8 protein-coding genes are annotated in these 14116 nt (G+C 56.9%); all 8 read left to right on the top strand.

The window, feature by feature from the left end:
- Positions 1 to 67: 67 nt before the first annotated feature.
- The 8 genes from J4614_RS18155 to J4614_RS18120 all read left to right on the top strand — a co-directional run bounded on the left by J4614_RS18155 (position 68) and on the right by J4614_RS18120 (position 14067).
- Complete coding sequence (locus J4614_RS18155; RefSeq protein ID WP_208293274.1) at positions 68 to 5002, top strand: alpha-2-macroglobulin; 4935 nt, start codon at positions 68 to 70, stop codon at positions 5000 to 5002.
- Complete coding sequence (gene pbpC, locus J4614_RS18150) at positions 5003 to 7318, top strand: peptidoglycan glycosyltransferase PbpC (RefSeq protein WP_023201541.1); 2316 nt, start codon at positions 5003 to 5005, stop codon at positions 7316 to 7318. It abuts the gene before it with no gap.
- Positions 7319 to 7472: 154 nt separating this feature from the next.
- Entirely contained in the window at positions 7473 to 9851 is a 2379-nt protein-coding gene (locus J4614_RS18145) for a DMSO/selenate family reductase complex A subunit (protein ID WP_023214301.1), read from the top strand.
- Positions 9848 to 10477 carry a DMSO/selenate family reductase complex B subunit gene (locus J4614_RS18140; RefSeq protein ID WP_023207703.1) on the top strand — a complete coding sequence of 210 codons (630 nt, stop codon included), beginning with the start codon at positions 9848 to 9850 and terminating at the stop codon, positions 10475 to 10477. The genes J4614_RS18145 and J4614_RS18140 overlap by 4 nt, the downstream gene beginning before the upstream one ends.
- The gene (locus J4614_RS18135; protein WP_208293273.1) at positions 10470 to 11279 is read left to right on the top strand and encodes a dimethyl sulfoxide reductase anchor subunit family protein; all 810 of its coding nucleotides are present in this window, start codon (positions 10470 to 10472) and stop codon (positions 11277 to 11279) included. Before J4614_RS18140 ends, J4614_RS18135 begins: the two co-directional genes overlap by 8 nt.
- A complete protein-coding gene (locus J4614_RS18130; protein ID WP_000247781.1) occupies positions 11279 to 12142 on the top strand; it encodes a 4Fe-4S binding protein in 864 nt (287 codons plus the stop codon). Before J4614_RS18135 ends, J4614_RS18130 begins: the two co-directional genes overlap by 1 nt.
- A 120-nt stretch (positions 12143 to 12262) precedes the next feature.
- A complete protein-coding gene (gene ndk / locus J4614_RS18125; RefSeq protein ID WP_000963846.1) occupies positions 12263 to 12694 on the top strand; it encodes a nucleoside-diphosphate kinase in 432 nt (143 codons plus the stop codon).
- Between the two features lie 206 nt (positions 12695 to 12900).
- Positions 12901 to 14067 carry a bifunctional tRNA (adenosine(37)-C2)-methyltransferase TrmG/ribosomal RNA large subunit methyltransferase RlmN gene (locus J4614_RS18120; protein WP_000003206.1) on the top strand — a complete coding sequence of 389 codons (1167 nt, stop codon included), beginning with the start codon at positions 12901 to 12903 and terminating at the stop codon, positions 14065 to 14067.
- Positions 14068 to 14116 lie beyond the last annotated feature (49 nt).

The following is a 14116-nucleotide window of genomic DNA, read 5'->3' as shown; positions in this document are numbered from 1 at the left end:
ATAAAATTTCTCGCGCATAATATCTCATCAACCGTTGCTGACAGGCCGTTAAGGCCAGGGATGAAAGATGAAACATTTACGCGTGGTGGCCTGCATGATCATGCTGGCGCTGGCGGGATGCGATAACAACGATAAAACCGCCCCGACGACTAAAAGCGAAGCGCCAGCCGTAGCGCAGCCCTCGCCCGCAAAAGACCCGGCACAACTACAAAAGCTGGCGCAGCAAAGCCAGGGCAAAGCGCTCACGCTATTAGACGCCTCCGAAGCGCAGCTCGACGGCGCGGCGACGCTGGTGCTGACGTTTTCAATTCCTTTAGATCCTGAACAGGATTTCTCCCGTGTGGTTCACGTGGTTGATAAGAAAAGCGGCAGCGTTGACGGCGCATGGGAGCTGGCGCCAAATTTAAAAGAGCTAAGGTTACGTCATCTGGAACCTGAACGCGTGCTGGTGGTCACGGTTGATCCCGCCGTTAAAGCGCTGAATAACGCCACCTTCGGCAAGTCTTATGAAAAAACGATTACCACGCGTGATGTCCAGCCCAGCGTCGGCTTTGCCAGCCGGGGATCGCTGCTACCGGGGAAAATCGCGGAAGGACTGCCGGTCATGGCGCTTAACGTCAACCACGTTGATGTGAACTTTTTCCGCGTTAAGCCCGGATCGCTGGCGTCATTTGTCAGCCAGTGGGAGTACCGTAGTTCTCTCTCTAACTGGGAGTCCGACAATCTGCTGAAAATGGCGGATTTGGTTTATACCGGTCGTTTTGATCTTAATCCGGCGCGCAATACGCGTGAGAAACTGCTGCTGCCATTAAGCGATATTAAGCCGCTGCAACAGGCGGGCGTATATGTGGCGGTAATGAATCAGGCTGGACACTACAACTATAGTAATGCCGCTACGTTGTTTACCCTTAGCGATATCGGCGTGTCCGCGCACCGTTACCATAATCGGCTGGATATCTTTACGCAAAGCCTGGAAAACGGCGCGGCGCAGTCGGGAATTGAGATCGTTCTTCTGAATGATAAAGGGCAGACGCTGGCGCAGGCGACGAGCGACGCGCAGGGACATGTGCAACTGGAAGCTGATAAAGCGGCGGCGCTATTACTGGCGCGTAAAGAGGAGCAGACCACGCTGCTCGATCTCACGCTTCCGGCTCTGGATCTGTCGGAATTTAATGTCGCTGGCGCGCCCGGCTACAGCAAGCAGTTCTTTATGTTCGGCCCGCGCGATCTCTACCGACCGGGCGAAACGGTTATCCTCAACGGATTGCTGCGCGATAGCGACGGTAAAACGCTGCCCGATCAACCCGTTAAGCTGGAAGTGGTAAAACCAGACGGACAGGTGATGCGTACCATCGTCAGCCAGCCGGAAAACGGGCTATACCGTTTGAATTATCCGCTGGATATCAACGCGCCGACCGGCTTGTGGCATGTCCGCGCCAACACCGGCGATAATTTGCTGCGGAGTTGGGATTTCCATGTGGAAGACTTTATGCCGGAGCGGATGACGCTCAACCTGACGGCGCAAAAAACACCGCTGGCGCCTGCGGATGAGGTGAAATTCTCCGTTGTCGGCTATTACTTGTATGGCGCGCCTGCTATCGGCAATACCCTGCAAGGGCAACTTTTCCTGCGTCCGCTGCGCGACGCTGTCGCGGCGTTGCCTGGCTTCCAGTTCGGCAATATTGCCGAAGAGAATCTTTCGCGCAGCCTGGACGAAGTTCAACTGACGTTGGATAAAGGCGGACGTGGTGAAGTGAGTGCTGCCAGCCAGTGGCAAGAAGCGCATTCGCCGCTGCAGGTAATTCTACAGGCCAGCCTGCTGGAGTCTGGCGGTCGTCCGGTCACTCGTCGCGTAGAGCAGGCGATTTGGCCTGCCGATACGTTACCGGGAATTCGTCCACAGTTCGCCGCCAAAGCGGTATACGACTACCGTACGGATACCACCGTTAATCAACCGATTGTCGATGAAGACAGCAACGCCGCATTCGATATTGTTTACGCCAACGCGCAGGGCGAGAAAAAAGCGGTGTCCGGTTTACAGGTGCGGCTCATCCGCGAGCGTCGCGACTATTACTGGAACTGGTCGGAAAGCGAAGGCTGGCAGTCGCAGTTTGATCAAAAAGATCTGGTGGAGGGCGAGCAGACGCTGGATCTGAACGCGGATGAAACCGGAAAAGTCAGCTTCCCGGTGGAATGGGGCGCGTACCGTCTGGAGGTCAAAGCGCCGAATGAGACGGTCAGCAGCGTTCGTTTCTGGGCCGGCTATAGCTGGCAGGATAACAGCGACGGTAGCGGCGCGGCGCGTCCGGATCGCGTCACCCTCAAACTGGATAAAGCGAATTATCGTCCAGGCGACACCATGAAATTGCATATCGCCGCGCCGGTCGCCGGTAAAGGTTATGCGATGGTGGAGTCCAGCGATGGTCCGCTGTGGTGGCAGGCGATCGATGTGCCGGCACAAGGTCTGGAGCTCACGATTCCGGTGGATAAAACCTGGAATCGCCACGATCTCTATCTCAGTACGCTGGTGGTGCGTCCCGGCGATAAATCTCGTTCCGCGACGCCAAAACGCGCCGTAGGGTTACTACACCTACCGCTGGGGGATGAAAACCGCCGCCTCGATCTGGCGCTCGAAAGCCCGGCTAAAATGCGCCCGAATCAGCCGCTCACCGTCAGGGTGAAAGCCAGTGTTAAACACGGCGAAATGCCAAAACAGATCAACGTGCTGGTCTCCGCAGTCGATAGCGGCGTATTGAATATCACCGATTACGCGACGCCGGACCCGTGGCAGGCGTTCTTCGGTCAAAAACGCTACGGTGCGGATATCTACGATATTTACGGCCAGGTCATTGAAGGGCAGGGGCGGCTGGCGGCGTTGCGTTTTGGCGGCGATGGCGACGACCTTAAGCGCGGCGGAAAACCGCCGGTAAACCATGTCAATATCATCGCGCAGCAGGCGCAGCCGATCACGCTCAATGAGCAGGGCGAAGGGGTCGTAACGCTGCCGATTGGCGACTTTAACGGCGAACTGCGGGTTATGGCGCAGGCATGGACAGCGGACGATTTTGGTCGCGGCGAAAGCAAAGTTGTTGTCGCCGCGCCAGTGATTGCCGAGCTGAATATGCCGCGTTTTCTGGCGGGAGGGGATGTTTCGCGACTGGTGCTGGACGTCACCAATCTGACCGACCGCCCGCAGACGCTGAATATTGCGCTCGCCGCCAGTGGGTTACTGGAACTGCTTAGCCAGCAGCCGCAACCGGTCAACCTGGCGCCGGGCGTGCGCACCACCTTATTCGTTCCGGTACGCGCGCTGGAAGGTTTTGGCGAAGGCGAAATCCAGGCGACCATTAGCGGTCTGAATCTGCCGGGAGAAACCCTCGGCGCGCAGCATAAGCAGTGGCAAATCGGCGTGCGTCCGGCCTGGCCTGCCCAAACGGTAAATAGCGGCATTGCGCTGGCGCCGGGAGAGAGCTGGCATGTACCAGAGCAGCATCTGGCAAACGTCTCGCCAGCCACGTTACAGGGACAACTGCTGTTAAGCGGAAAACCGCCGCTCAATCTGGCGCGCTACATTCGCGAGCTGAAAGCATATCCGTACGGGTGCCTGGAACAAACCACCAGCGGGTTATTCCCGGCGCTGTATACCAATGCCGCTCAATTGCAGTCGCTCGGTATTACCGGCGATAGCGATGAAAAACGGCGCGCCGCAGTGGATATCGGCATCTCACGGGTACTACAGATGCAGCGTGATAACGGCGGTTTTGCGCTATGGGATGAAGATGGGGCGGAAGAGCCCTGGCTAACGGCCTACGCGATGGATTTCCTCATTCGCGCGGGCGAGCAGGGATATAGCGTCCCGCCGGAAGCCATTAACCGGGGCAATGAGCGACTGCTGCGTTATCTGCAGGATCCCGGCACGATGCTGATTCGTTATAGCGATAATACCCAGGCCAGTACTTTTGCCGCTCAGGCTTACGCCGCGCTGGTACTGGCGCGTCAGCAGAAAGCGCCGCTCGGCGCGCTGCGCGAAATCTGGGAGCGCCGTAGTCAGGCGGCTTCAGGACTGCCGCTGATGCAATTGGGCATCGCGTTAAACACGATGGGTGATGCCAGACGCGGCGAAGAGGCCATTACGCTGGCGCTGAATACGCCGCGTCAGGACGAACGGCAATGGATAGCGGATTACGGCAGTTCTCTGCGCGATAACGCTCTGATGTTGTCGCTACTGGAAGAGAACAACCTCAGACCGGACGCGCAAAACGCGCTATTAAGCTCGCTTTCTGAGCAGGCCTTCGGTCAGCGCTGGCTCTCTACCCAGGAGAACAATGCCTTGTTCCTCGCCGCGCATTCGCGACAGGCCAGCGCGGGCGCCTGGCAGGCGCAGACCTCGTTAGAGGCGCAGCCGCTGTCGGGCGACAAGGCGCTGACCCGTAATCTGGATGCTGACCAGCTGGCCGCCCTTGAGGTGACGAACACCGGTAGCCAGCCGCTATGGTTGCGTCTGGATAGCAGCGGTTATCCCTCATCTGCGCCTGAGCCTGCCAGCAACGTTTTGCAGATTGAACGACAAATACTGGGGACCGATGGTCAGCGCAAATCGCTGTCCTCGTTGCGTAGCGGCGAACTGGTGCTGGTCTGGTTAACGGTAGTGGCCGATCGCAATGTGCCGGATGCGCTGGTGGTGGACCTGCTCCCGGCCGGACTGGAGCTGGAAAACCAGAATCTGGCTGACAGCAGCGCCAGCCTGCCGGAGAGCGGTAGCGAAGTGCAAAATCTGCTTAATCAGATGCAGCAGGCGGATATTCAGTATATGGAATTCCGCGACGATCGGTTTGTGGCTGCCGTCGTTGTCAATGAGGGCCAGCCCGTGACGCTGGTCTACCTGGCGCGCGCGGTAACGCCGGGGACGTACCAGCTTGCGCAACCGCAGGTGGAATCGATGTACGTGCCTCAGTGGCGGGCAACCGGCGCGAGCGAGGGGCTGCTGATTGTGACGCCTTAAATGAACGGTTGGCGTGGTAAACGTGGCCGCTGGCTGTGGCTGGCGGGCGCGCCGCTTTTTATTTTCCTGGCGTTATGGGCGGCGGATAAACTCTGGCCGCTGCCGCTCAATGAGGTCCATCCTGCGCGGGTCGTGGTAGCCCATGACGGTACGCCGCTGTGGCGCTTTGCCGACGCCGGGGGGATCTGGCGTTATCCGGTGACGATTGAAGAGGTCTCTCCCCGTTACCTGGAGGCCTTAATCAATTACGAAGATCGCTGGTTCTGGCGGCACCCTGGCGTTAACCCTTTCTCCGTCGCGCGCGCGGCGTGGCAGGATCTTACCGCCGGGCGCGTTATTTCCGGCGGCAGTACGCTGACTATGCAGGTGGCGAGACTGCTGGACCCGCATTCGCGCACGTTCGGCGGTAAAATCCGCCAGCTTTGGCGCGCCCTCCAGCTTGAATGGCATTTGTCCAAGCGCGATATCCTGACGCTGTACCTGAACCGCGCGCCGTTCGGCGGCACGCTACAGGGTATTGGCGCTGCAAGCTGGGCCTACTTCGGCAAGCCGCCCGCGCGCCTGAGTTACGCTGACGCGGCGCTGCTGGCCGTATTGCCGCAGGCGCCGAGCCGGTTACGCCCCGACCGCTGGCCTGCGAGAGCCGAAGCGGCACGAAATAAAGTGCTGGATCGGATGGCGGCTCAGGGCGTCTGGCCTGCCGAAACGGTACGCGAGTCGCGTGAAGAACCGGTCTGGCTGGCGCCGCGTCAAATGCCGCAACTGGCGCCGCTTTTTGCCCGAATGATGTTGAGTAAAAGCCAGAACGACAAAATTGTGACCACGCTGGACGCCGGATTGCAGCGGCAACTGGAAGATCTGGCGCGGGCATGGAAAGGGCGGCTGCCGGCACGCAGTTCGTTGGCGATGATCGTCGTCGATCATACCGATATGAGCGTGCGCGGCTGGGTAGGATCGGTAGACCTTAATGACGACAGCCGTTTTGGTCATGTCGACATGGTAACGGCGATCCGATCGCCGGGATCGGTACTCAAACCCTTTGTGTACGGTCTGGCGCTGGATGACGGCTTGATCCATCCCGCATCATTATTACAGGACGTTCCGCGCCGCACCGGAGATTACCGCCCGGGAAACTTCGACAGCGGATTTCACGGCCCGGTCAGCATGAGCGACGCGCTGGTACGCTCGCTGAATCTGCCTGCCGTTCAGGTGCTTGAAGCCTATGGGCCGAAACGATTTGCGGCAAAACTGCGTAACGTCGGCCTGCCGCTATATTTGCCTGCTGGCGCGGCGCCCAATCTTTCGCTGATTCTGGGCGGCGCGGGCGCGCGGCTTGACGAGATGGCGGCGGCATACAGCGCGTTCGCTCGTCATGGGAAAGCGGCGAAATTACGGTTACAGCCGGACGATCCGCTGTCGGAAAGACCATTAATGTCGCCGGGAGCGGCGTGGATCATTCGACGGATTATGGCGGATGAAGCGCAACCCTTGCCGGATAACGCGCTGCCGCGCATTGTGCCGTTGGCGTGGAAAACCGGCACCAGTTACGGCTATCGCGATGCGTGGGCTATTGGCGTTAACGCGCGCTATATCATCGGCATCTGGACAGGCAGACCCGACGGCACGCCTGTGGTGGGGCAATTTGGTTTTGCCAGCGCGGTGCCATTGCTTAACCAGGTCAATAATCTGTTACTGGCGCATACGGGACGCCTGCCGGAAGATCCGCGTCCGCAGACGGTAAGCCGCGGCGTCATTTGCTGGCCGGGCGGACAGACTCTGCCTGCCGGAGACAGCAACTGTCGCCGCCGACTGGCGACATGGCTGCTCGATGACAGCCAGCCGCCCACGCTGCTGTTACCTGAGCAGGAAGACATCAACGGTATTCGTTTCCCGGTCTGGCTGGATGATACGGGGCGGCGTGTCGCTGCCGACTGTCCGCAGGCGCGTGCGCATACGTTTATCGTCTGGCCGCGGCCGCTGGAGCCGTGGCTGCCGCCTGCGGAAAGACGTAGCGCCCGCTTGCCAGCGGCGTCCGACCACTGTCCGCCGCTGCAGGGCAATGATGCCGCGCCGTTAATGCTGTCAGGAGTGAGGGATGGCGCGGTGATCAGGCAATTGCCAGGCCAGGAAAACGTCACGCTGCCCGTCTCGACTACCGGCGGTAAAGGGCGTCGCTGGTGGTTTTTAAATGGCGAACCTGTTAATGGCGAAAATAATCGTCTTTCTTTATTACTCAATATCGCTGGACGTTATCAACTTGTCGTAATGGATGAGTCCGGTCAGGTTGCAGCGGTTAATTTTGAATTAATACGTTAACAACTCTTCAGAATAAATTATGAATTTCATTTAATTTAAAGTTAATGAGAATTATTAATTTTCCGGAATTACCCTTAATGAGGGAGCTTGATAAATATCAAGAGATCTAACACTTAAAAACGTGAGAATGGGTTTTTATTTGACGAGTCGGATCATGAAAAATATAAAAAGCCAGGGAAATGGCGAACAGCCCGCTATTTCTCGCCGCCATTTTATCCAGGCCAGCTCCGCGCTTATTGCGTTACCGTTTGTCTCCTCGCCAGCTACCGCTCAGGCGCGCGCTGTGACGGCAACTGAAAACAGGCCTGCGGAAAAAGTCGTCCAGACATGCAGTACTTTTGACTGCGGGGGCAAATGCGATATTCGGGCGCATGTCAGTGAAGGTATCGTGACGCGAATTTCAACGCGACCGGATAATGCGCTGGATGCGCAAATGCCGGTGATGCGTGCCTGTGTTCGTGGACGCGCATACCGTAAATTTGTTTATCATCCTGACAGACTTAAATATCCCATGAAGCGCGTAGGAAAACGCGGTGAAGGAAAATTCGAGCGAATTTCCTGGGATGAAGCGACAACCTTAATCGCCGATAATTTAAAATCGATTACTGAAAAATATGGCCCGGCTTCGCGCTATGTTCATGTTGGCACTGCCGTTTCCGGCGGCACCTTTTCCGGCGATAAAATGGCGCGTCGCCTGCTGAATCTGACCGGCGGCTATCTCGAAAGCTACCATTCTGTGAGTATGGGCAACACGGCGGCCGCAACGCCTTATACTTACGGCATTGCCGCCAGCGGCAGTTCGCTGGATACGCTTTTGGAGACCAAACTGGTGATTCTGTGGGGCCATAACCCGACGGAGACCATTTTTGGTCATACCAACTATTTCTTGCAGAAGATGAAGCAGAACGGTACGCGGTTTATCGTGGTCGATCCGCGCTATTCCGACACCGTTTCGTCGCTGGCGGATCAGTGGATCCCGCTGCTGCCCACCACCGACAATGCGCTGATGGACGCGATGATGTACGTCATCATCAGCGAGAATCTGCACGATCGCGCATTTATTGCGCGCTACGCTATCGGTTTTGACGAAGACTCAATGCCGGAAGGCGTACCGGCTAACGAATCGCTGGTGGCGTATCTGACCGGCGCCAAAGACGGTGTCGTTAAGTCCCCCGAGTGGGCGGAAAAGATCACCCATGTGCCGGCGCAAACCATTCGCCAGTTAGCGCGTGATTACGCGAATACCAAACCCGCCGCGTTGATTCAGGGGTGGGGACCACAGCGCCACAACTGCGGCGAGCGCACCGCGCGCGGCTCGACTCTACTGGCGACCATTACCGGTAATGTCGGCATCAAAGGCGGTTGGGCTGCGGGTTACGGCGGCTGCGCTAACCGTAAATTTGCCGCGGGTCCGGAGATGCCGGATAACCCGGTAAAAGCCAAAATTTCGGTGATGAACTGGGTACAGGCCGCAGACGACGCCAGCAAAGTGACGCCGGATATGGGGCTGAAAGATGCCGATAAGCTGGACAGTAACATCCGTATTCTGTTCTCGCTGGCCGGGAACTATCTGGCGAATCAGAACCCCGATCTGCACCAGGCGGTACGCGTACTGGAGGATGAATCAAAGATCCAGTTTATTGTCGCCAGCGATCTGTTTATGACGCCGAGCGCGAAATACGCTGATCTACTGCTGCCGGAAACCAGCTTTATGGAACGCTGGAACATCGGTGAAACCTGGGGCACGGCAAGCTACCTGATACTCTCTGAAAAACTGATCGAGCCTGAATTTGAGCGGCGCTCCGACTACGACTGGCTACGTGAGGTGGCGGCGAAATTAGGCATTGAGAATGAATTTAGCCAGGGGCGCGATGAGAAAGCGTGGATTGAACACATCTGGGAACAGACGCGCCTGGCGATGCCGGACGAAAATCTGCCGGATTTCGCCACGCTGCAAAAGACCCGTCAGCATCTGTTCAAAAGCGCGCCATTTATCGCCTTTGAAGACAATATTCGCGATCCGGAAAATCATCCGTTCCCGACGCCGTCAGGGAAAATAGAGATCTTCTCGAAGCGCCTGTACGACATGCAGCATCCGGAAATCCCGGCGTTATCGCACTACGTTCCTGCACATGAAGGCCCGGAGGATGCGCTGGCAAAAGATTTTCCGCTCCAGTTAATTACGTGGAAAGGAAAAAACCGCGCCAACTCAACGCAATACGCTAACCCGTGGCTGATTGAAGTGCAGCAGCAGACATTGTGGATCAACCCGCAGGATGCGCAAAAGCGCGGCATTACGCATGGCGACATGGTGCGCATTCATAACTCACGCGGGATTTGCGAAATCCCGGCGGAAGTGACGCCGCGCATTATTCCTGGCGTTGTCGCGATGCAGGCCGGCGCCTGGTGGCAGCCGGATGAGAACGGTATTGATAAAGGCGGCTGTGCGAACGTCCTCAGCTCGGCCCGTATTACCGCGCTGGCGAAGGGAAATTCACATCAAACCATGCTGGTGGAGGTGGCTAAAGCATGAGTCAGTTTACACATTACCCGCCGGTGAGCGATAAACAACTGGGGTTTTTCATCGACTCCTCACGCTGCTCCGGTTGTAAAGCCTGCCAGGTGGCCTGCAAAGACAAAAACAATCTGGAAGTAGGCCGTCGTTTCCGCCGCGTCTATGAAGTCAAGGGCGGAAGTTTCATCCCGACCGGGCAGGGCGGGGTCAGCAATAATGTATTTGTTTATACGCTTTCCATTTCCTGCAACCACTGTGCGGACCCTGTCTGCACCAAAAATTGCCCGACTACCGCTATGCATAAACGTCCGGGCGACGGCATCGTGCGCGTTGATACCGACAAATGCGTCGGCTGTGGCTATTGCGCCTGGTCCTGCCCTTACGGCGCGCCGCAGCTTAACGAGCAGACCGGCCAAATGTCCAAGTGCGACATGTGCGTTGATTTACTGGCGAAAGGTGAACCGCCCGTCTGTGTCGCGACCTGTCCGCTGGAGGCCATCAAGTTTGGCCCGATTGATGAACTGCGCGCGAAGTACGGTAGCGTATGCGACGTTTACGGGCTGCCAGATTCATCCATAACCAAACCTAATCTGGTTGTCAAAGCGCATCAGGGCGCAGAAAAAGAGGGTAAACGCCATGCATGAATTACCGCTGCTGATTTTTACGCTCTGTTTGCAAGGGTCTGTGGGTGTGACAGTGTGGCTGGCGTTGGGCCGCCAGTACGCCGAAGAGGGACGCGTGCCTGCACGCGGCGCGCTTCCCGCGATGGCGGGGGCGTTTGTACTGGCCTGCGTGGGGCTGCTTGCTTCAGCGCTGCACATGGGCTATCCCCTGAATGCGCTAAATGCGTTACGTCATGTCGCCAGTTCGTGGCTGAGTCGCGAAATCGTCTTTGCCAGCCTTTATCTGGCGGCGCTGGGACTGGGGGTTGTGCTGCTGTTTTTCCGAAAGCCAGGCTGGCAGCCGCTGCTGGCGCTGGCGGCAGCGTTCGGGCTGGTGGATGTATTCTGCATGGCGCAGGTTTATATCCATGCCTCGGTGGCGACCTGGCAGCATAGCAACACGCTGGCGCTGTTTTTTGGCACGTCAGGCATTATCGGTTCGGTAGTCATTGCGCTGGCTTATCTGCGCAACGCTGGCGCCGCAATGCGCTGCGCTGTGGTGGTGGTCGCACTGATGGTGCTGATTCGCCTGATCATGCAGCCGCTATGGCTGGCGGATATTAATGCGGTGGATACGACGGTCGTCACTTTCCCGCATCATCCGCTACAGGCGCTGGCGCAGTTGCGTGACGTCTATCTTCTCGGCTGGTGTGTCTCAGCGGCGGGAATGCTCTGCTTTGCCGCAGGCGGTCTGCGAAACGCCAGAGGGACGCTGGTGGCGGGCAGCGTATTGCTGCTTATCGGCGAGATTATGCTGCGCTACGTCTTCTTTAGTATTGGCTGATGGTTAACCTGACGATCGATCCGGCGGTAGACGTGACGCAGGCCTGCGTCCGTCGTCGCTTTCGTTTTTCTTCCTGCCGCGCTTGCGCCGATGTTTGTCCGGCGCAGGCGTTTTCGCTGGCGCAGGGGCAGGTCAGCATAGATACGACGCGCTGCATAGCCTGTGGCGACTGTCTGTTTGTCTGTCCTGTTGACGCCATTACCGGTATCAAACCGGTTAAACGCTTTGTGCAGGGGGATACGTTGGTGGGGCCGTTTTCGCTACAGGCACCAACGGTCGATGAACTGCTTCTCTGGCACAGCCAGTACGGTATTCGCTTTATTGATATTGCGGTGGAGCGATCGGCGCAGTGGCTGATGGCGCTGGCGGGGCTAAATTTAGCGCTGCGCCGCTATGGCGAGCCGGGCTGGTCTTTCAAACACGTTGTCGGCGCGGAGATTAACGCCTCGCGGCGCACTCTGTTTCATGTCCCGCGCGACGCCATTACCCCGTGCGCCGTCGAGCCGGGGAAACGGCGTCTCAGACAGGCGTTTTCCGCGTTCAGCGAATGCGTACCCGAAATCAGTCCGCAAGAGTGCAGGATGTGCGGTGCCTGCTGGCGAAGCTGCCCGGAGAACGTTATCCAGTTTGACGACAATACCTTGACGATAGCAGCGGCGCGTTGTACGGGATGCGGCGGCTGTGCGGCGGTATGTCCGCATCAGGCGCTGCGGCTGCGGTTTGACGTGGAACCCGCCTCAACGCGGCATAGTGCGGCGTATACGCTCACCTGCGAAAGCTGCAAACGTACTTTCCATGCTCTCACGCCTGAACACACGCACTGCGTGCTGTGCCAGTCTCCTGAGTTTGCTGTGCGCCTTTAACTTTTGTTGCTAATGCTCATTTTATTTTAAAAAAATGTTACCTGCATCCATAGGCAATTGATGGGATGCTCTTTATAATCCGCGCCTGACATAACAACAGAACATATTTTAGAGGTAAACATGGCTATTGAACGGACTTTTTCCATCATTAAACCCAACGCGGTGGCAAAAAACGTTATTGGCAGCATCTTTGCGCGCTTTGAAGCTGCAGGGTTCAAAATTGTTGGCACTAAAATGCTGCACCTGACTGTTGAGCAGGCGCGCGGCTTCTATGCTGAGCACGACGGCAAGCCGTTCTTTGACGGTCTGGTGGAGTTCATGACCTCTGGCCCTATCGTGGTATCCGTGCTGGAAAGTGAAAATGCGGTACAGCGTCACCGCGATCTGCTTGGCGCCACCAATCCGGCGAACGCGTTGGCGGGTACGCTGCGCGCCGACTACGCTGATAGCTTAACTGAAAACGGCACCCATGGTTCGGATTCGCTGGAATCCGCGCAGCGCGAAATCGCCTTTTTCTTCGGTGAAGGCGAAGTGTGCCCGCGCACCCGTTAATCTCCTTCGTCTTTCACGCTGTAAATGCGTTGGCGATAAATTATCGGTTCAAATATTATTTTCGCTAATGCCGCGTGCAGACGTGGCATCCTTACGCCAGAATTTGTACAATGCAGCGCCCCCGGACGAGCAGTAAGCTTACCGGGGCGTTTCTTTTTTCAACCCTCCAGGGGCCATAACGTGTAATAACGAGGCCGGAATAGCATATGTCTGAACAAATTGTCACACCTGAAAGCAGTACCCCGGTAGTTCTTAACAACGAAACAAAAATCAACCTGCTGGATCTAAACCGTCAGCAGATGCGCGAGTTTTTTAAAAACTTAGGTGAAAAGCCTTTCCGCGCCGATCAGGTGATGAAATGGATGTATCACTATTGCTGCGATAATTTTGATGAGATGACTGACATCAACAAAGTGTTGCGCGGCAAATTAAAAGAGGTCGCGGAAATCCGCGCGCCGGAGGTCGTTGAAGAGCAGCGTTCCTCAGACGGCACCATCAAGTGGGCGATTGCTGTCGGCGATCAGCGCGTTGAAACGGTCTACATCCCGGAGGACGACCGCGCTACGCTGTGTGTCTCTTCACAGGTAGGGTGCGCGCTGGAGTGCAAGTTTTGTTCAACTGCGCAGCAGGGCTTTAACCGCAACCTGCGCGTATCGGAAATTATCGGTCAGGTCTGGCGTGCGGCGAAAATCGTCGGCGCGGCCAAAGTCACCGGCCAGCGTCCGATCACCAACGTGGTCATGATGGGGATGGGCGAGCCATTGCTTAACCTGACCAATGTCGTACCGGCGATGGAAATTATGCTCGATGACTTTGGTTTCGGCCTGTCCAAACGTCGTGTCACGCTCTCAACGTCCGGCGTGGTGCCTGCGCTGGATAAGCTGGGCGATATGATAGATGTCGCGCTGGCTATCTCCTTACATGCGCCGAATGACACTATTCGCGACGAAATCGTCCCGATCAACAAAAAATACAATATCGAAACGTTCCTGGGTGCGGTTCGCCGCTATCTGGAGAAATCCAACGCCAATCAGGGGCGCGTGACGATTGAATACGTGATGCTTGACCACGTCAACGACGGCACTGAACACGCGCATCAACTGGCGGAGCTACTAAAAGAGACGCCTTGTAAGATTAATCTGATTCCGTGGAACCCGTTCCCTGGCGCGCCGTATGGCCGCAGCTCTAACAGCCGTATCGATCGCTTTTCTAAAGTTTTGATGAGTTATGGTTTCACGACCATCGTACGCAAGACGCGTGGCGATGACATTGATGCGGCATGCGGACAGTTGGCAGGCGATGTGATTGACCGTACTAAACGTACCCTGCGTAAGCGTATGCAGGGAGAGGTGATTGACATCAAGGCTATTTGATAGCAGTTGCGCCACGGTGCATTCATTATACCGTGGCGCAATGTCAGTT

This window comes from Salmonella sp. 32031103-2018-00083-FB-01-SM-01, from assembly GCF_017571995.1.
GTDB classification, from domain to species: domain Bacteria; phylum Pseudomonadota; class Gammaproteobacteria; order Enterobacterales; family Enterobacteriaceae; genus Salmonella; species Salmonella enterica.
The sequence above is the reverse complement of the archived record's forward strand: the minus strand, read 5'-3'. Positions and strand labels throughout refer to the sequence as shown.